General features: G+C 64.5%; 8 protein-coding genes. 5 read left to right on the top strand and 3 right to left on the bottom strand.

What is annotated here, in order from left to right; translation table 11 throughout:
- Both acnA and ACFQ6H_RS27050 read left to right on the top strand, forming a co-directional pair.
- Positions 1–1,570: aconitate hydratase AcnA (gene acnA / locus ACFQ6H_RS27045; RefSeq protein ID WP_378649766.1), on the top strand; the 1,570-nt coding region annotated here is incomplete at its 5' end.
- A 179-nt stretch (positions 1,571–1,749) separates the two neighbouring features.
- The gene (locus ACFQ6H_RS27050) at positions 1,750–2,316 is read left to right on the top strand and encodes a TetR/AcrR family transcriptional regulator (RefSeq protein ID WP_214886600.1); all 567 of its coding nucleotides are present in this window, start codon (positions 1,750–1,752) and stop codon (positions 2,314–2,316) included.
- A gap of 60 nt (positions 2,317–2,376) precedes the next feature.
- Here ACFQ6H_RS27050 and ACFQ6H_RS27055 read toward each other — a convergent pair whose 3' ends face one another.
- Positions 2,377–4,008: an ABC-F family ATP-binding cassette domain-containing protein gene (locus ACFQ6H_RS27055; RefSeq protein ID WP_378649768.1), complete on the bottom strand. Its 1,632-nt coding sequence runs from the start codon at positions 4,006–4,008 to the stop codon at positions 2,377–2,379.
- Positions 4,009–4,137: 129 nt separating this feature from the next.
- Here ACFQ6H_RS27055 and ACFQ6H_RS27060 point away from each other — a divergent pair, with 129 nt between their 5' ends.
- Both ACFQ6H_RS27060 and ACFQ6H_RS27065 read left to right on the top strand, forming a co-directional pair.
- Complete coding sequence (locus tag ACFQ6H_RS27060; RefSeq protein ID WP_378649770.1) at positions 4,138–4,923, top strand: SDR family oxidoreductase; 786 nt, start codon at positions 4,138–4,140, stop codon at positions 4,921–4,923.
- A gap of 10 nt (positions 4,924–4,933) precedes the next feature.
- On the top strand, positions 4,934–6,064 hold the full coding sequence (locus ACFQ6H_RS27065; protein ID WP_378649772.1) for a lycopene cyclase family protein: 1,131 nt from the start codon (positions 4,934–4,936) through the stop codon (positions 6,062–6,064).
- Positions 6,065–6,078: 14 nt separating this feature from the next.
- On the opposite strand, the gene ACFQ6H_RS27070 is transcribed toward ACFQ6H_RS27065, so the two are convergent.
- On the bottom strand, positions 6,079–7,050 hold the full coding sequence (locus tag ACFQ6H_RS27070; protein ID WP_378649774.1) for an alpha/beta hydrolase: 972 nt from the start codon (positions 7,048–7,050) through the stop codon (positions 6,079–6,081).
- A 140-nt stretch (positions 7,051–7,190) separates the two neighbouring features.
- Here ACFQ6H_RS27070 and ACFQ6H_RS27075 point away from each other — a divergent pair, with 140 nt between their 5' ends.
- Positions 7,191–8,048, top strand: a complete 858-nt coding sequence (locus tag ACFQ6H_RS27075) for a Ku protein (protein WP_378649776.1) — start codon at positions 7,191–7,193, stop codon at positions 8,046–8,048.
- Between the two features lies 1 nt (position 8,049).
- On the opposite strand, the gene ACFQ6H_RS27080 is transcribed toward ACFQ6H_RS27075, so the two are convergent.
- Positions 8,050–20,247: an amino acid adenylation domain-containing protein gene (locus ACFQ6H_RS27080; protein ID WP_378649818.1), complete on the bottom strand. Its 12,198-nt coding sequence runs from the start codon at positions 20,245–20,247 to the stop codon at positions 8,050–8,052.
- Positions 20,248–20,380: the final 133 nt, after the last annotated feature.

Consider the following 20,380-nt stretch of genomic DNA (forward strand, 5'->3'; position numbering starts at 1 on the left):
ATCCTTCCCGGCTTCCGACCCCGCAGTTCTGTCGTTTGCCGACGACGGAGCGGTCGACGTTCTCTCCGCTGCCAACGGTGCAGAAGGCCGTCCGAGCAAGCCGGTTGTCGTCAAGTCCGACGCCGGTGAGTTCGTTCTCGACCACGGCGCCGTCGTTGTTGCCGGCATCACGTCCTGCACCAACACGTCCAACCCGTCGGTCATGCTCGGCGCTGCACTGCTCGCACGCAACGCCGTCGAAAAGGGCCTTGCCACCAAGCCGTGGGTCAAGACCAACATGGCTCCCGGTTCGCAGGTCGTGACCGACTACTACGAGAAGGCCGGCCTGTGGCCGTACCTCGAGAAGCTCGGCTACTACCTCGGTGGTTACGGCTGCACCACGTGCATCGGTAACACCGGACCGCTGCCCGAGGCAGTCTCCAAGGCGATCAACGACAACGACCTCTCGGTCACCGCGGTGCTCTCGGGTAACCGTAACTTCGAGGGACGTATCTCCCCCGACGTCAAGATGAACTACTTGGCTTCCCCGCCGCTGGTGATTGCCTACGGCCTCGCCGGAACCATGGACTTCGACTTCGAGACCGATTCGCTCGGTAACGACACCGACGGAAACCCCGTCTACCTCAAGGACATCTGGCCGTCCACGCAGGAAATCGAAGAGACCATCAAGTCCTCGATCGACCAGGACATGTTCCGCAAGTCGTACGCAACCATCTTTGCGGGCGACAGCCGCTGGCAGAACCTCGAAACCCCGAAGGGTGACACCTTCGAGTGGGACGTGAACTCCACCTACGTGCGGAAGCCACCCTACTTCGACGGCATGACGATGGATCCGGCTCCGGTCAAGGACATCAAGGGCGCCCGCGTCCTCGCGCTGCTCGGCGACTCGGTCACCACCGACCACATCAGCCCGGCAGGTCCGATCAAGGTCGGTACCCCCGCCGCGCAGTACCTCGACTCTCACGGCGTCGAGCGTGCGGATTACAACTCGCTCGGCTCGCGTCGCGGTAACCACGAGGTCATGATTCGCGGTACTTTCGCGAACATCCGTCTGCGCAACCAGCTCCTCGACGACGTCTCCGGTGGATACACCCGCGACTTCACGCAGGAAGGCGCACCGCAGGCATTCATCTACGACGCGTCGCAGAACTACCAGGCAGCCGGCATCCCGCTGGTCGTCCTGGGCGGCAAGGAGTACGGCTCCGGATCCTCGCGTGACTGGGCAGCCAAGGGCACCAGCCTGCTCGGCGTCAAGGCCGTCATCACCGAGTCGTTCGAGCGCATCCACCGCTCCAACCTCATCGGCATGGGCGTTGTCCCGCTGCAGTTCCCGGTCGGCGAGTCCGCAGGTTCGCTCAAGCTCGACGGCACCGAGACCTTCGACATCGAAGGCGTCGAGAAGCTCAACGAGGGCGTCACCCCGAAGACCATGAAGGTCACGGCGACGCGCGAGAACGGCGAGAAGGTCGTGTTCGACGCAGTCGTACGCATCGATACCCCCGGCGAAGCGGATTACTACCGCAACGGTGGCATCCTGCAGTACGTGCTTCGCAACATGATCCGGGGCTAGTAGGCACTACGTGCCTGTGAGCACTTTCGGCCCATGACGGGTCACAAAGCGCTCACGACCACTTTCGCCGAAGGCGAACCATGTTTCATCGGTGGTCGTGAGCGCTTTGTGCACTGAGTCGACATTCAGCGCCTACGGCCGAAAGTGCTCACAGGCAACCCGACAAAGGAGGGATGCCCGTGCCCAAGGTCAGTGAAGACCATCTCGCGGCACGGCGCAGTCAGATCCTTGACGGCGCCCGCCGCTGCTTTGCGGAATACGGCTACGACGGCGCCACAGTTCGCCGTCTCGAAGAAGTCACCGGTTTGTCCCGGGGAGCGATCTTTCATCACTTCAAGGACAAGGACGGCTTGTTCCTCGCTCTCGCAAGCGAGGATGCGAGCCGGATGGCAGATGTCGTCGCCGAAGAGGGCCTCGTCCAGGTCATGCGGGACATGCTCGCGCAGCCCGATCAATTCGATTGGCTGGGAACGCGACTGGAGATAGCGCGCCGACTACGCAACGACGCCGATTTCCGTGAGAAATGGTCGCAGCGCTCCGCAGAATTGACGGAAGCGACCAGTGCGCGACTCGCCCGACAGAAATCGGCCGGCCGACTCCGTGACGACGTTCCCACAGAAATCCTGATCGGGTATCTGGATCTGGTGATGGACGGCCTGGTCGCGAGAATCGCCTCCGGCCACGGCGTCGACAACCTTTCCGCTGTTCTCGACCTGGTCGAGGAGTCTGTGCGGCGAAGGGATTGAGGGGCTTCGCCCCCGTGAGTGGTTGAGGAGTGCGGGCACTCCCTAACCACTCACAGGGGGTTAGGCGAGCTGGATCAGCTCGAGGTACTCCTGCGACCAGTGGTCCTCGTTGCCGTCGGGCAGGAGGATGACGCGCTCGGGGTTGAGTGCCTCGGCAGCACCCGGATCGTGAGTGACCAGAACGACGGCGCCTGTGTAGCTGCGGAGCGCGTCGAGCACCTGCTCGCGTGAGATCGGGTCCAGGTTGTTGGTGGGCTCGTCGAGAAGCAGAACGTTGGCGGCCGACGACACCAGACCGGCCAGAGCCAGACGCGTCTTCTCACCACCCGAGAGCGTTCCGGCCGGCTGTTCGAGCTGCGGGCCGGTGAACATGAAGGCACCGAGCAGCGAACGCAGTTCCTGCTCCCCTGTGTCCGGCGCGGCGTGGCGGATGTTCTCCCACACGGATGCGTCGTCGTCGAGAGTGTCGTGCTCCTGAGCGAAGTATCCGACCTTGAGTCCGTGACCGGCGATCAGCTCGCCCGCGTCCGCCTTCTCGGCGCCCGCGAGGATGCGGAGCAACGTGGTCTTACCCGCACCGTTGAGTCCGAGGATGACCACACGCGATCCACGGTCGATCGCGAGATCGACACCGGTGAAGATCTCGAGCGAGCCGTACACCTTGGTGAGGTTCTTGCCCATCAGTGGAGTCTTGCCACACGCTGCGGGTTCGGGGAAACGAATCCGCGCCACCTTGTCCGAGACGCGTTCTGCGTCGAGGTTCGCCATCAACTTGTCGGCTCGCTTCGCCATGTTTTGCGCGGCGACGGCCTTGGTTGCCTTCGCGCCCATCTTCGCAGCCTGAATCCGCAGCGCGCCGGCCTTCTTCTCGGCATTGGCGCGCTCGCGACGGCGACGCTGCTCGTCCGTGGCGCGTGCGTCGAGGTACTTCTTCCAGTTCATGTTGTAGACGTCGGCCTCACCGCGGACGGCATCGAGGAACCACACGCGGTTGACGACGTCGTTGAGCAGGTCGATGTCGTGGCTGATGACCACCAGTCCACCCTCGTGGTTCTGGAGGAATCCACGCAGCCAGGTGATGGAGTCGGCGTCGAGGTGGTTGGTGGGCTCGTCGAGGAGCAGCGTCGTGTCCGAGCGGGCACCGCTGCCGTCCGAGGCGGCAAAGAGGATTCGTGCCAATTCGACGCGACGACGCTGACCACCGGACAATGTGCTGAGCGGCTGCCCGAGAATACGGTCTTCGAGTCCGAGGCTGCTGGTGATTCGTGCGGCTTCACTCTCGGCTTCGTATCCGCCGAGGGCCGAGAACCGATCCTCGAGCTGGCCGTACTTCTTGACGGCGCGATCCTGGGATTCCTGATCGAGCACCTCGCCCATCAGGATCTGCTGCTTCTCCATCTCGCGGAGCATCGTGTCGAGGCCTCGTGCGGAGAGAACCCGGTCCTTCGCGAGGATGCTCAGGTCACCCTCCTTGGGGTCCTGAGGGAGGTATCCGAGTTCGCCGGTGCGTACGACGCTTCCCGCGTATGCCTCACCTTCACCGGCCAGGATGCGCAGTGTGGTCGTCTTTCCGGCTCCGTTACGTCCGACGAGTCCGATCCGATCGCCCGGCTGGATGCGCAGCGAGGGCCCGGGAGCCGTGAGAAGGGTGCGGACACCGGCACGAACTTCGAGGTCAGTGGCGGTAATCAAGCAAACTCCTCAGGAAAAACGACGAATACGGGTAAACAATGCCTGACTTCAGACACAAGAACTATCGATTTTACCGTGACCTGACGGTCGTTCCGACCAGCAGCGTGTGAGTCCGCTAACGTTCGGGACATGACTAGCGAAAACAGCACTCGTCCTCGCGACCTCGAAGGCCGCGCCGCCATCGTCACCGGCGCAAGTCGCGGGATCGGCAAAGCTGTCGCCGCCGAACTCCTCGCGCGCGGCGCAGACGTCCTGATCACCGCCCGCAAGCCGGAGCCCCTCGAAGCCGCCGCAACAGAACTGTCCGCTCTGGGTCACGGCGGAAAGGTCGTCGCATTCGCGGGCAACGCTGCCGATGCCGAATCCCGCTCCGGCGCCGTCGACCGCGCCGTCTCCGAATTCGGTTCACTCGACATTCTGGTCAACAACACCGGCATCAATCCTGTCTTCGGTTCGCTCATGGAGGCGGACCTCGACGCCGTGCGCAAGATTTTCGACGTGAACGTGGTTGCCGCCCTCGGTTACGTCCAACAAGCGCATCGGGCGTGGATGGGAGAACACGGTGGGGCGGTTGTGAATCTGGCCAGCGTGGCCGGGATCCGATCGACGGGCGTGATCGCCGCGTACGGCGCGTCGAAGGCTGCGCTCATCCGTTTGACGGAAGAACTGGCCTGGCAACTGGGACCGAAGATTCGTGTCAATGCCGTGGCTCCCGGGATCGTCAAGACGCAGTTTGCGGCGGCCTTGGTCGCTGCCGGCGAGGACAAGGCGTCGGCGGGCTACCCGATGAAACGACTCGGCACTCCCGAAGACGTTGCCGGACTGGTCGGCTTCCTCGTCTCCGACGCGGCGGCGTGGATCACCGGCGAAACCGTGCGGGTCGACGGCGGTCTGCTCGCAACGGGATCGATGTAGTGCGCCGGTCGTGAGCACAGAAAACTCCTCCGCCGACGTGGTGATCGTCGGTGGTGGCCCGGCCGGACGGGCACTCGCGACCCGCTGTATCGCCCGGCAACTCACCGTCGTCGTTGTCGATCCGCATCCCCATCGGGTGTGGACTCCGACGTATTCGGCGTGGGCGGACGAGCTTCCGTCGTGGCTGCCGGACGAGGTGATCGCGAGCCGGATTCAACGTCCGAACGTGTGGACCGATGGACAGAAAACGCTTGATCGCGCTTATTGCGTATTGAATACACCATTACTGCAATCATTTCTCTCTGATGCTTCCATGCAGTTCAGAGCTTTGAGCGCTCGAACACTGTCCCCCACCACCGTCGTGTGCGTGGACGGATCGCAGCTGACGGGATCCATCGTCATCGATGCCAGGGGCACCGATTTGACGGTGACAACCGCGCAGCAGACGGCCTTCGGAGTGATCGTCGACCGCGCCCTGGCCTATCCGATTCTGGGTGATGGCGAAGCCTGGTTCATGGACTGGCGAAGAGACAACGGCACTTCCGACGCCGACGCCCCGTCGTTCCTATATGCGGTCCCACTCGATGACGAGCGAGTTCTCCTCGAGGAGACCTGCCTCGTCGGCCGGCCGGCGTTGGGGCTCCGCGAACTCGAAGCACGTCTGCGCACCCGACTTCACAATCGGGGCTGCGAAGTGCCCGACGACGCGCCGGTCGAGCGAGTCCGTTTTGCGGTCGAAGGCCCGAGGGGGTCCTCACCGGACGGCATCCTCCGGTTCGGCGGGCGAGGCGGTTTGATGCATCCGGGAACCGGATACAGCGTTGCCTCCTCACTCGCCGAGGCAGACGCTGTCGCGAAAGCAATCGCCGACGGTGGGGATCCCAACGCGGCACTCTGGCCGCGGTCGGCCAGGGCGGTGTCTGCCCTTCGCCGCGTTGGCCTGAATGCACTTCTCTCCCTCGACTCGGGCGAGGTCGCGACATTTTTCGACACGTTCTTCGATCTACCGATCGAGGCGCAGCGGTCCTACCTGTCCGATCGGCGGGACGCGTCCGCGACGGCGAAGGTGATGGCATCCCTGTTCCGATCGTCACCGTGGCACATCCGAAAGACGTTGATGCGCGCGCCGTTTCTGAGGTGAGCACTCTGGACCGACTACTGCGTTCCCATCGAGCCGGCGATCATCGGCCAGGAATTGTGTAGGTCGTCCTGCCAGTAACCCCACGAGTGTGTTCCGGTCGGCTTGAAGTCGAAGGTCGCGGGGATGCCCAGAGCGTTCAGTCGGTCCGCCAGTCCGTGCGTGCACCCGTTGACCGCGGATTCGATGATGCCGCCGACGATGATCTGATTCAGGAGCGCTCCGGGATTTCCGTTCACATCGGGTGCCTGAAGGTTGTCGTGTGGACCTGGCAGCCCGGAACCGGTGGAGACGTACAGTTCGGTTCCTCGCAGTTTCTCCGCGTTCACGACGGGATCGTTCTCGCGCCATCCGGGACCGTCGAACGGTCCCCACATGTTTGTCGGGTCAGCGCCTCCCCGCGCGCCGACCACCAGCCGCACGTAGTCCTGCCCTGGCTGGGTGGAAGTCTCCGCGCACCCGCTGTAGGCACCGACACTGCGATAGAGCCCTGGGGCTGAGATCGCGAGGTTGAGAACCGAGGTCGCCGTCATCGAGATCGCCGCGATGGAATTGACCCCGTTGGTGCCGAACTGCGCGTCGATCACTGGCGGTAGTTCGCGGGTGAGAAATGTCTGCCACTTGTTGCGTCCGAGTACGGGATCGTCTTTCTGCCAATCGGTGTAGTAGCTGAACGCTCCTTCCAACGGCGTCACGACGTTGACGTTCTTGTCGGCGAAGAAGTCCAGGACATCCGTCCGTCCTTCCCACGTTGCACTGTCCTCGCCACCGCCGGCGCCGTTGAGCAGATACAGCGTCGGGCGTGGGGCGCTGGTGTCGGCGGGAAGGATCACCTCGAGTGGTATGTCGCGGTCCATCGCATCCGAACGAACGGTGACCCTGACGGTGCGTGCCTCTTCGGCTGTTGCGGGCCAAGGTGCGAACAGCAGTGGAACCAGTGAAATCGCCAGCGCCGCGGTGAAGCGTCGACGGTAGGTTCGGATTCTCATCGAAGCGTCCCCCCAGGTGTGCGAGTCGGGTTCTCGAAGCGGATACCCGCTCGATACGCCCCGAACCGACCCATCCACACGCAACGGTTCGGGATCAACCGTGATCGTTTGCCTCGCGCAAACGGCCGGCGGCGACCATCATGGGAGGCATGCGCTCGATTTGGAAAGGCTCGATAGCCTTCGGTCTGGTCAACGTCCCGGTCAAGGTGTACTCGGCGACCGAGGACCACGACATCCGATTTCACCAGGTCCATGCAAAAGACGGTGGCCGCATCAAGTACAACCGTGTGTGTTCCGAGTGCGGAAACACGGTTCAGTTCGCGGACATCGACAAGGCGTACGACTCGGAAGACGGATCGCGCGTCATCTTGAGCGACGAGGACTTCAACAAGCTCCCAGCCGCCGAGAAGCACGAGATTCCGGTGCTGGAATTCGTGCCGAACGATCAGATCGACCCGATCTTGTTCGAGAAGAGCTACTTCCTCGAACCGGATTCGGCGTCACCGAAGGCGTACGTCCTGCTCTCGACTGTGCTCACCGAGAGCGATCGAACAGCACTCGTGCACTTCACGCTGCGGCAGAAGACGCGTCTGGCCGCGATGCGCGCCCGCGACGGCGTCCTCGTGATCCAGACGCTTCTCTGGCCTGACGAAGTTCGCGCCGCAGAGTTCCCCTCGCTCGACGACGTGGAGAAGCCGAAGGTCAAGGAACTGAAGATGGCGCAGACGCTCGTCGAGAGCATGGCGGGCGACTTCGATCCGACCGAGTTCACCGACGATTACCAACTCCAACTGCGGCAGTTGCTCGACGAGATGATCGAGAACGGCGGCAAGAAGGTCATCCCTGCCGCCGAGGTCGATCAGGAAGGCACCGACGCAGAAGTGGTCGACCTGGTTGCCGCACTCCAGCGCAGTGTGGACGAAGCTAAGTCGAACGCAAGCAAAACCTCTGCCGGCAAAACGAGTGGAAGCAAGACGCGAGCGAAGAAGCGCGCCTGAGTCAGCCGCGCACGTCCTGAACCTCGATCAGAGCGTCCAGTTCCGCGTCGACGTCCGGGGCGGCGTGACGGCCCGTTCCGACTGCCAGGTTGATCACGGGTCCGACAGCGTCCAGCCCTGCTTCGGTGAACATCTCGGCGTGTGACGTGGGCACCGGACGGTCGATGATCACCCCGGACACGAACGGGCGCCACGCCGACGCAGTCCGCAGTGGGTCGAAGGTGTCGGTCTGTGCCGAGAAGAAGAGCAGATCGCCCACGAACTTGCCCGGACGGTAACGGTGTGCCAGCTCGGCGCCGGCCGAGTACTCCTCGAACAGTCGCTCGATCCGCTCGCTCGAGACCAAGGGATGATCGCCGATGGCTCCGCGCAAGAGTTCTTCGGCGTCCTCGGGTGTCAGATCGCGCTCGTCGGTGTCCGGCACCGAGATCCCCAACCCGCCGATCAGTTCGGCGAGAGAAGGCTGCGCACCTGCCATAGTCGGGTCTTCGAGAACGAAGCTGTCGAGCAGAATCAGGTCGGCGACGCTCTCACCGGCTGCTTGCAACTGCACCGCCGCCGCATGGGCGATCAATCCGCCGATCGACCACCCCAGCAGGTGATACGGACCGTGCGGCTGGACGCCGCGGATTTCCTCGACGTACCGCGCCGCGAAGTCCTCGATCAGCTCCGCCCGGAATTCGGGGTCCGTCAGGACCGGCGACTGCAGGCCGTACAGCGGCCGGCTCGAATCGACGTAACGATCGAGCGCCCCGTAACACCAGGCCAATCCGATGGCCGGATGGATGCAGAACAGTGGCTCGGCGCGGCCTTCCGGCCGCAGTGGCAGAACTACTGCAAGAGCGGAGGTATCCGCGTCACTTGTCACAACTTTTTCCTCGAGTTCGAAGAGTCTGCGCGCCAATGCCTCCGGAGTCGGGTCGGAGAATATCCACGCGACGGGGACGGTCAGGCCGGTGCGTTCCTTGATGGCAGCGACCAAACGCGTTGCCATGAGTGAGTTTCCGCCAAGTTCGAAGAAACTCGAATTGGCGAAGGTGTCGGCGTCGGCGAGATCCAGCACCTCTGCGAAAGCAGCGCAGATCGCGATCTCGTCGCTGCCTTCCGGGGCGCGTCCACTGGGCGACTCCCAGAGGGGAGCCGGAAGAGCGGTGCGATCCAGCTTGCCGGCCGGTGTGGTCGGGACTGCATCGATCGCGACAACAGCGGACGGGATCATGTGCGCAGGCAGGGATATACCTGCGTGGCGGCGTAACGCGGAGGCGTCGACGTCCCCGTTGGCCGGGACGACGTACGCGACAATCCGAGCGTCGCCACCTTCACCGACGACCACGCTCACGGCCGAATGCACAGACGCCTCCGACGCCAGCACCGCGTCGATTTCGCCGAGTTCGATCCGGAACCCTCGCACCTTGACCTGGTGGTCCGCGCGTCCGAGGCAGACAAGCGACCCCGCACGATCTTCACGCACGAGATCCCCGGTTCGGTACATCCGAGCGCCCTCGGGTCCGTGCGGGTCGGCGACGAACCGCGTCGCCGTCAGCGCGGGGTTGCCGAGGTACCCGCGGGCGAGACCGTCGCCGCTGACGTAGAGCTCCCCGACGACCCGGCCGGGTACCGAGCGCAGGCGGGCATCGAGAACCATCGCGTCCACGCCGCGGATCGGACCGCCGATCGTGACGGGCTCCCCCGCTGCGAGCGAATCGCTGACGGTTACCGCGACGGTTGCCTCGGTGGGGCCGTACGCGTTGAACATTCGACGCCCCGGGGCCCACCGAGATACGAGGTCGGCAGAGCACGCATCGCCGCCGACGACTACGGCTTCGAGATGGTCGAGTCCAGCGGGATCGACAGTTGCCAGCGCGGCCGGAGTCACAAACGCATGGGTGATTGCCTGCTCGTCGAGCAATTCGTGCAATTCGACGCCGCCGATAATTGTCGGCGGCGCGATCACCATCGTTGCGCCGGCGCCGAACGCCAGCAACAGCTCGAGAACCGAAGCGTCGAAGCTCGTCGAGGCGAAGCTCAGAGCGCGGGAGTGTGTGGTGACCCCGAAGCGTTCACGCTGCTCGTCGGCGAACGCTGCCAGTCCGGCGTGAGTGACCAACACGCCCTTGGGTTTTCCGGTCGAGCCCGAGGTGTAGATCAGGTAGGCCGGATTGTCGAGCTCGAGTGGCGCGTCGGGCAGAGTCTCGGAATGGACGGCCTCGATTTCGGCGGTGAATTCGGCTGCGTCGAGTTCGATCCACGACGTGGCATCCGGGAGTTCGGCCAGATACCGGCCTCTGGTGATACCGAGGACTGCCCCACTGTCGGTGAGCATGTGCTCGATCCGCTCGGCGGGATACGCGGGATCGACGGGAAGGAACACTCCGCCTGCTTTCGCCACGGCCCAGAGCGCGATCACGTAGTCGGCTGACCTTGGAAGCGCCAGTGCCACAACCATTTCCGGAGTGATTCCGCGAGCGATCAGTGCAAACGCCATCGCGTCGGAGCGGCGGTCGAGTTCGCCGTACGTGAGCGTGGTGGATGCGGCGACGTCGACAAGTGCCAGGGAATGCGGATCGGCGGCGCCGCGAAGCAGCAGTTCCGGCAAGGTCAGAGCATCGCCGGCCGGACGTCCGTGCAGCGCGCGCCGACCATGTCCCGCAAGATCCACGTCACCGACGACGACGGAGGGCTGGGCGGAAAGTGTCTCGACGATCGTTTCCAGCATCACTGCAAACGACTCCGCCGTATCGGTGTCGAAGAGATCCTTCGCGTAGGTGAGGGAGGCCTCGTAGCCGCCGCCTTCCTCCGCGGTCTGTTCGACAACGGTGAACTGCAGGTCGTACTTGGCGATGTCCGGTGTGATCTCGTGGGCGCGAACGGTAAGTCCCGGGAGATCCCACGCCGTCGGATGAGCGCCGTGGAACGAGATCATCGTCTGGAAAACCGGATGACGGTCGGTGCTCCGGGTCGGCGCCACCACGTCCACGACCTGCTCGAACGGAATGTCCGCGTGGGCGAAGGCGTCGAGATCGACGGAGCGGACAGTACGCAGGACGTCGACGAAAGTGGATCCGGGGTCAATCGTCGTACGCAGCCCTACCGTGCCCACGAACATCCCGACGAGGTCGTCGAGAACTCGGTGTCCGCGCCCGGCGACCGGGGATCCGATCACGATGTCGGTGCTCCGGCTGAGGCTGGACAGCAGCACCGCGTATGCAGCGTGCAACACCATGAACGGCGTCGCCGCATTCGCGGCGGCAACCGCCTCGACCGCGATCCGGGTGTGCGCCGGGAGCGAGACCGCGGTGTGGGCACCGCTCAACGACTGGGTGAGCGGGCGAGTTCGATCGCTGGGAAGGTCGATCAGCTCGGGGGCTCCCCGCAACGTCTCCCGCCAGTACGACGCCTGTGCCCCGAGCACGCTCTCGGATTCGTTCACCGCGCCCAGCGCTTCCCGCTGCCAGATGGCGAAGTCCGCGTAGTGCACCTCGAGGGGCGTGAACTCGGGGGCGTGCCCCGAACTTCTCGCGACGTAGGCGGTGAGCACGTCCTTCATCAACGGGGCGATCGACCACCCGTCCGCCGCGATGTGGTGGATCACGATGACCAGAGTGTGGTGCTGCGGTGTCGACTCGAGCAGAAGTGCCCGAACGGGGGCTTGGGTTGTGACGTCGAATCCGCGCGACGCAAACTCTCGGGCGAGCTCTGCCGGTTCGCGGGTGTCGGCGTTTCCGAATTCCAGCGAGGTGAACGCGTCCTGGATCACCTGGTGTGGACCGGTGCCGGAGTCGGGGAACACCGTGCGCAGGATTTCGTGCCTTTCGATCACGTCGAGGACCGCAGCTTCGAGGGCCGGCACGTCGAGTGCACCGTCGAGGGAGATCGCAGCAGGGACGTTGTACGCGGGTGAGCCGGGATCCATCTGGTTGAGGAACCAGATGCGTGCTTGCGCGTAGGACAGCGGAATTCGCTCGGGGCGGTCTACGGCGGTGATCGGTGGAAGCGCCTTCGCCCCGGCGGATGTGTCGAGCGCGGTGGCAAGTTCCCGAATTTCGGGGTGCTCGAACAGCATTCGGACAGGCACCTGCCTGCCCAACGACTCGCCGAGTCGCTGGGCCAGTCTGGTGGCGAGCAGTGAGTTGCCACCGAGTTCGAAGAAGCTGTCCGACGCACTGATCTGTTCGATTCCCAGCAGTTCCGCCACGACGCCGGCGACCTGGAATTCGGTCTCGGTGATCAGCGGCTCGACACTTCGTTCGGACGAACGCAGTGTCGGCGCAGGCAGCGCGGCTCGGTCGAGTTTCCCGACGGGGGTGAGCGGAACGCGCTCGATCGGGGTGATCGCCGACGGCACCATGAAGGCCGGGAGCGAGCGGCGCGCGTGACTCAACAGCTCGTCCACCTCGACGGATTCCGTGCCGAGTACCACGTACGACGCCAACATCGTCTCACCGGAGGCTGCGTTCACGCCCACGGTGACCGCGAACTCGACGCCGGGGTATGCGCTGAGTACGGAGTCGATCTCGCCCAGTTCGATGCGGAATCCGCGCACTTTCACCTGGTGATCAGAGCGTCCGACGTATTCGAGCGTCTCGTGCGGCGTCCACCGAACCAGGTCTCCGGTCCGGTACATGCGGGTGCCGGCCGGACCGAACGGCGCCGCCACGAATCGCGTCGCCGTCAAGGCGGGTTGGTCGAGGTAGCCGCGGGCAAGTCCCAGGCCGGCGATGTAGAGCTCACCGGTGACCCCGACGGGAACCGGCCGAGCGGAACCGTCGAGAACCACCGCGGACACGCCGCGGACGGGTCCGCCGATGGTCACGGTCTCCCCCGCCGTAAGGGCATCGCTGATGCACACCATGACGGTGGTTTCCGTCGGCCCGTATCCGTTGAACAACCGGCGACCGGGTGCCCACTTGCGGACCAGTTCGGGTGAGCAGGCCTCACCGCCGACAACGATCGACTGCAAGACGTCCAGCCCGGTGGGATCGACCGAGGCCAGTGCAGCCGGCGTGATGAACGCGTGGGTCACCTGGTGATCGGTGACAAGTTTCGCGAGGTCCTCGCCGCCGTACACGTCGGGAGTTGCGATCACCATCGCCCCGCCCTCACCCACGGCGAGCAGCAGTTCGAGAATGGATGCGTCGAAACTCGGCGAAGAGAAGTGGAGCGTCCGCGACTGCGCCGAGATGCCGTAACGCGCCGTCTGCTCGGCCGCCAATGCGCTCAGGCCACGGTGAGTGACGCTGACGCCCTTGGGCTTTCCCGTCGATCCGGAGGTGTAGATGATGTAGGCGAGGTTGTCGATTCGGATCGGTGCAGCCGGAACCGGCTGCCCGACACCGTCGTCGTAGATGCCGCCCATCGTCATCCACGGAACCGGGCGGGGCAGCGACTCGATCACCGCTTCCGTCGTCACTCCGCGGGTGGCACCCGAATCGGTGAGCATGTGCAGAATTCGATCGGCGGGATATCTCGGATCGACCGGAACAAACGCGGCACCGGTCAAGGCAACGCCCCACAACGCGACGATCGAGTCGATCGAACGCGGAATGGCTATTGCCACAATATCTTCGGCGCCGATCCCCTCGGTGGTCAAGCGCCGGGCAAGGGAAGACGCACGGGCGAACAGGTCGCGGTAGAGCACGGTGGTGTCACCGGATCGAAGGGCCACCGATTCGCCTGAGCGGGTAGCAGTCCGCGTCAAGATCTCGGCCAAGGTACGCGCGGCTGTCCACGCCGGACCGCGAACCGGCATCAGCGACGCCCGCTCGAGGGTGCTGAGGAATTCGATGTCGTCGATCGCCGTGTCCGGTTCGGCGGCGACGGCGCGGGCCACAGACTGCACACGGGCGGCGATCGATTCTGCGGTGACGGTGTCGAAGAGCGCCTCGGCAAACCTGAGCGATCCGGTGATCTCCGTGTTCTCGGAATCGCCGGCCAGCAGGGTGAACTCGAGGTCGAACTTCGCGACGGACGGTTCGAGTGGCTGCGCCTCTAGATGCGCGTCGTGGACCGTGACCTGCGGCGAGAGCAGATTCTGGTGGTACGACAGCATGACCTGGAACAGGGGGTGCCGTGTGGTGGACCGGTCGAGATCGAGAGCGTCGACCAGCACCTCGAAGGGCAGCTCGGCGTGCGCGAAGGCGGCAAGGTCGAGATCGCGGACCACCTCGAGCAGAGAGGTGAACGACGCTCGATGACCGACCGGTGTGCGAAGCGGTACCGAATTGACGAACATCCCGATCAGGGAATCCAGTTCGGGTCGCCCGCGGCCCGCTACCGGAGTCCCGATCACCACGTCGTCGGTTGCACCGAGACGGGCGAGAACAACCGCCAGGATCGCGTGTACGACCATGAATTGCGTCGTACCACTCCGCCGCGCCAGGGCGCCGAGTCGCTCCCCCGTCGCCGCGTCGATGACGATCGGGACCGATCCGACAGCGTTGGTGGTGACAGATCCGCGTGCGCGATCCACGGGTAGCAGTACCTCGTCCGGGGCACCCGCCATGGCAGCTGTCCAGAACGTCAGCTCGCGGGCAACCAGAGACTCCGGATCGTTGATTTGTCCGAGCGAGTCTTGCTGCCACAGCGCGTAATCGGCGTACTGCACGTCGAGCGGCGCAAGAACTGGTGCATCTCCGACAACGCGCGCGGTGTACGCAGCGATGAAATCTGTGGCAAAGGGAGTCAGAGACCAGCCGTCGAACGCGATGTGGTGGATGACGACGACCAGTACGTGAGCGTCCGTGTCCTCGCGCACGAGCAGTGCCCGAATCGGTAGATCCGAACCGAGATCGAACCCCCGCGCCGCAAACTCCGTCGTCGCCGCGTCGACTCCTTCGGAACCGACATACTGCTCGATGGAGAACTGCACGTCGGAAAGCGCTCGGATGACCTGGCTCGGGCCGTCCGCGCTGTCGACGTAGATCGTTCGAAGTACCTCGTGGCGTGCGACGACGTCCGCAAGTGCGTCTTCGAGTGCATCGCCGAGGATGTGTCCGGTGATCCGGATCGCGAACGGGATGTTGTAGACCGAGGACTGCGGATCGAAGCGATTGACGAACCACAGTCGCTGTTGTGCAGCGGAGAGTGGCAGGCGGTCCGGGCGAGCACCGGCGCTCAGGGCAGGTCGATCGTCTGATTCTTCGGCGTTCGCCGCCAGACGCGCAGCGAGAGCTTCGACGGTCGGTGCTTCGAAGATCGAGCGCACGTCCACGGCGAATCCCGTCGCTGCGCTCAACCGTGCGGACACCTGCGTCGCTACGAGGGAGTTGCCTCCGAGATCGAAGAAGCTGTCGGCGGCCCGGACCTCGGATACGTCGAGCAGTGAGGCGAAGATGTCGGCGACGGTTCGTTCGAGCCCGGGCTCCGGATCACGACCCGTTCCGAGGATTTCGCGCGGAATCGGCGTCGGTAGTGCTCTGCGATCGAGTTTGCCGACCGGGGTCAGCGGAATCGCGTCGATCGGGGTGATCGACGACGGAATCATGTAGCGCGGCAGCGTCTCGGCGAGGGTGGCAAAGAGCGACTCGGTATCAGCGTGTCCGTTCAGCAGCACGTACGACGCCAGGGCGGTGCCGGCAGCAGATTCGACGGGAATTGTCGTCGCGAAGTGCACGAGAGGGGAATCCATCAGGGCAGCGTCGATCTCGCCGAGTTCGATGCGGAACCCGCGGATCTTGAGCTGATGATCGCTACGGCCCACGTAACGAAGGGTGAGGTCCTTGGTCCAGCGGACAAGATCACCGGTTCGGTACATCCGGGCACCCGGCGTCGAGTACGGATGCGCGACAAAACGATCCGACGTCAGTGCAGGCCGGAGGTGGTAGCCACGCGCGAGGCCCGGCCCACCGATGTACAGCTCGCCGACGCCGCCGATGGGGACCGGTTGCAGCCGGGCGTCGAGCACCACGGCGTCGATCCCGCGGATGGGACCGCCGATGGTGATCGGCTCGCCCGGTGAAAGTGGATCACTGATGGCGACCATGACGGTGGTTTCGGTCGGACCGTATCCGTTGTGCAGTCTGCGCCCGTTAGCCCAGCTCGAGACCAGTTCCGGAGTGCACACATCGCCGCCGACGACGACGCATTCCAGTGCCGTCACGCCCGCCGGATCGACGGTTGCCAGAGCAGCCGGAGTGATGAAGGCATGAGTGACCTCGCGGCTTCGGAGGAACTCGCTCAACGCCTCCCCTCCGTAGATGTCGGCGGGTGCGATCACCATCGTCGCGCCGGTCGAACCGGCGAGCAGAAGTTCGAGCACGGCGCCGTCGAAGCTCGGCGACGCAAAATGCAGAGTCCGCGAATCAGCGGTGATCCGGTACCGATCCTGTTGTTCGCGAGCAAGATTGACCAAACCCGCGTGAGTGACGACGGTGCCCTTCGGCACTCCGGTCGAGCCGGACGTGTAGATGACGTACGCAGCCGAGGCCGCAGAGATCGATCCCGTTCTGTCCGCTTCGTCGATCGCAGCATCGGAGTAGGCGGCACATTCTGCAACGGTGTCCGCGTCGCCGAGGTCGATCCAGACCGCGACGTTCCCCCCGACCGCCGGACCAGCCGCAACCTCGGCGGACCGAATTCCGATGCGCACCCCCGAATCTTTGAGCATGTGCGCAACGCGATCTGCGGGATAGCGAGGATCGACCGGGACGAAAACGCCGCCGGCTTTGGTGACCGCCCAGACTGCGAGCACCGAGTCGACCGATCGGGCGACGGCCAGCGCGACCGGCGTTTCGGGGCCGACGCCCAGGTCCATGAGGTATCGAGCAATCCGATTCGATCGGCGCTCCAACTCTGCGTACGTGAGTGACCGCTCGGAGTCTTCGAGGGCGATCGCGTCGGGATGGGCCAGCGCGCTCTCGCCCAGGATCTGCGCCAAGGTCGATTCGCCGAGCGAGAGGTCACCGCGCCGCGGCAATATCACGGCGCTCTCCCGGGCGCCGAGTACACGAAGGTCACCAACCGGTGCAGACGGTTCCGACACTGCCGATTCCACGAGTGTCACAAAGTTACGCGCCAACGCTTCGACGGTCGTTTTGTCGAACAGATCGGTGGAATAGGTGAACGTGGCATCGATTCCCGCTGCGGACCCGCCCTCGCGACGCTCCGTGACGGTGAGTTCGAGATCGAATTTGGTCAGCCCCGTCTCCACCGCCCGCGCCGTCATCGACACTCCTGCGAGTTCAGCTGTGTGAGTGGTGGTTATCCGCGAGGTGATGGCCGCCTGAAAGACCGGGTGATGCGAGGACGAGCGGTCCAGTTCGAGCGCGTCCACGACGACGTCGAACGGCACGTCCGCATTGTCGAAGGCATCCACATCGACGGCTCTGACCTGCGCGAGGTACTCCCCGAAGGGTGCATCACGATCGACGACGGTCCGCAAGGCAAGGGTGTTCACGAACATGCCGACCAGCAGATCGAGAGACCTGTCCCCTCGTCCAGCCACCGGTGTTCCGACGACGATGTCGTCAGTGCCGCTGTAGCGGGCCAGAAGGAGCGCGAAGCACGCGTGCAGCGCGATGAATGTAGTGGCGTCGTGATCCGCAGCGAGCGCAACGAGCTTCTGGTGGGTGGAAGCGCCGATCCTGATGTCGACGCCGGCTCCGCGCATGGACGGATCGAGTCGGCGCAGACGGTCTGTCGGCAGGTGGAGTTGCTTGGGCGCTCCCGCCAGGCGCTGCTTCCAGAAGGCAATTTGGGAGTGGGCAAGAGACTGGGCGGATGTAGTGTCACCGAGGTGTTCCCGGTGCCAGAGCGCATAGTCGGCATATTGAACGGGAAGGGGCGCCCACTGCGGTCCGTTGCCGCCGACACGGGCCGCGTAGGCGCCGGTGAGGTCGGCGGCCAGCGGCGCGAGTGACCAACCGTCGGCCACCATGTGATGCAGAACTACGACGAGGACGGCTTCCTCGTCTCTGCCCTCCTTGTCGTCGCCGACAGTGATCAGCAAGTAGCGCACCGGGCGTTCGCGAACGAGATCGAAACCGGCCGAAGAGAATTCGAAGATCACCCTCTCGAGGCTTTCGCGTTCCACCTCGATCGACTCGAGCCCCGCGATACCCTCACCGAGGCCCAGAACCTTTTGCGTTGCGTTGTCCCCGACCTGAGGAAACACGGTGCGCAGTGACTCGTGGCGGGTCACCACGTCCATGATCGCGGCGCCCAGTGCGTCGGCGTCGACGTCGCCGCGCAGCGACACCGCCAGCGGAATGTTGTAGGCACCTGATTCCGGTGCGACACGGTTGAGGAACCACAGTCGCTGCTGCGCGGGAGCGAGCGGTAGTACCGCCGGCCTGACCACTACCTGAATACCGTCGGCGTCCGGCGTCTGTGCGGCACGCTCGATGGTCGCCGCGATCCCGGACACCGTGGGGTGATCGAAGAGAGCACGCAGCGGCATCCGAACCCCGGTAGATTCGGTCAAGCGCGCTACCGCCGTCGTCGCTACCAGCGAGTTTCCGCCCAGATGGAAGAAATTGTCGTCGAGTCCGAGCGGTCCGCTACCCAGGATGTCAGCCAGAACCGCGGCAACCTTGCCCTCGATCGGTGTCGTCGGAGGCCGGAAGGCCTTGGTGGAGGCCAGGATCGGCGACGGCAGCGCACGCCGGTCGAGTTTTCCGTTGGTGGTCAACGGAATTGAATCGATGACCATGAAGGCGTCGGGAACCATGTAGGTCGGGAGGACTTCGGCCGCGTGGGCGCGGAGGACGTCGACGTCCACGGCGCCGGAAGCCGTCACGTACGTCACGAGAGCGCCACCGGCCGGCGTCGGAGCCACGACGGTCACGGCGTCGTCGATTCCCGGCGCGCTGAGGATGACGGAATCGATCTCGGCGAGTTCGATCCGGAATCCGCGGATCTTGACCTGTGCGTCGCCGCGTCCGAGGTACTCGAGTTGTCCGGGCGCGATCCAGCGTGCGCGGTCGCCGGAGCGATACAGCCGTCGTCCGCCGGCATTGAACGGATCCGCGACGAACCGGCCCGCGGTGAGATCGGGCCGGCCCAGATAACCACGGGCGAGTTGACCGCCCGTGACGTAGATCTCCCCCGCGATTCCCACCGGGACCGGCGAGAGATGCTCGTCGAGCAGGTACACACGAAGTCCGTCGATAGCGTCACCGATCCGGCTGCCGGTAACCGAACTCGCGCTCGGTCGGTCGAGTTCGAGATGCGTGACGTGCACCGTCGTCTCGGTGATGCCGTACATGTTGACGAGCGCGGGCCCGGATTTCGCGTGATTGTCGTAGCCCGGGTGATTGTCGTACCAGCGCCCGAGTCGACGCAGGTCCAACGCTTCGCCACCGAAGATCACGAACCGGAGCCGAGTCAGTGAATCGGCCCGAAGGTCCGCTTCGATGAACTGGTAGAAGGCCGAAGGCGTCTGATTGAGCACCGTGACGCCTTCCGCAGCAACCAGCGCTCGGAAGGCATCGGGGTCGCGTGAGACTTCGTGATCGACCAGCACCAGAGTTCCACCGTGGAGCAGCGCGCCCCACAGTTCCCACACCGAGAAGTCGAAGGCGAACGAGTGGAACATCGTCCACACGTCGCTGCCGTCGAATCCGAATTCGACGTGCGTGTTCTCGAACAATCGCACCACGGTGGCATGGGTGACGGAGACGCCTTTGGGACGACCCGTAGAACCCGAGGTGTAGATCACGTACGCCAGATTGTCGGCTCCGTGGGCACGCGGGCGCTCATCGGCTTCCAGACTCGCACCGGAGTACTCGTCGGAGTCGACTCCGACGACCGTCACATCGGAGTTCGGGAAGGTGGGGTTCGGGAAGGTGGAATCGGAGATGATGCACACCGGTTGCGCATCCTCGACCACATACGCCAAGCGCTCGGCCGGGTGCGCACGATCGAGCGGGAGATATCCGCCGCCGGCCTTCAGCACCGCGACAGCCGCGACAATCATGTCGACGGATTTCGGCAGCATGATTCCGACCAGCGACTCCGATTGCACACCATGATCGACGAGCTTGCGCGCCAACCGATTCGATCGTCGATCGAGTTCGAGGTACGACACTCGCTCGTCGCCCACGACGGCGATCGCGTCGGGGGTCGCGCGAACACGGTCGGCGAAGATGTCGGAGAGCGTTCGGACCGGCGTGGTCGGCAGAACGGGCGGTACAAGCGCCTGGCGCGCGTCCGCGCGGAGCAAGTCCACAGCGCCGAGCACCGACTGCGGAGCACTGACCATTGCGGTCAAGATTCGTAGATAGCGGTCGGCGAGGTCGTCGGCTTGCTCTTTCGTGCCGAGCCAATCCAGAACCCCGGAAATCGGCTGATCGAAGTCGGCATGCTCACCCGTCGGAATCGCGAGGGAGACAAAC

It is taken from the genome of Rhodococcus sp. NPDC056506 (genome assembly GCF_042794945.1).
GTDB lineage: Bacteria > Actinomycetota > Actinomycetes > Mycobacteriales > Mycobacteriaceae > Rhodococcus_F.

What these genes read in the sequence shown, in the direction of transcription:
- ACFQ6H_RS27060 (WP_378649770.1), top strand. Translation starts at nt 4,138, where the DNA reads ATGACTAGCGAAAACAGCACTCGTCCTCGCGACCTCGAAGGCCGCGCC.
- ACFQ6H_RS27070 (WP_378649774.1), bottom strand. Translation starts at nt 7,050, where the DNA reads ATGAGAATCCGAACCTACCGTCGACGCTTCACCGCGGCGCTGGCGATT.
- ACFQ6H_RS27075 (WP_378649776.1), top strand. Translation starts at nt 7,191, where the DNA reads ATGGGAGGCATGCGCTCGATTTGGAAAGGCTCGATAGCCTTCGGTCTG.
- ACFQ6H_RS27080 (WP_378649818.1), bottom strand. Translation starts at nt 20,247, where the DNA reads ATGGTCAGTGCTCCGCAGTCGGTGCTCGGCGCTGTGGACTTGCTCCGC.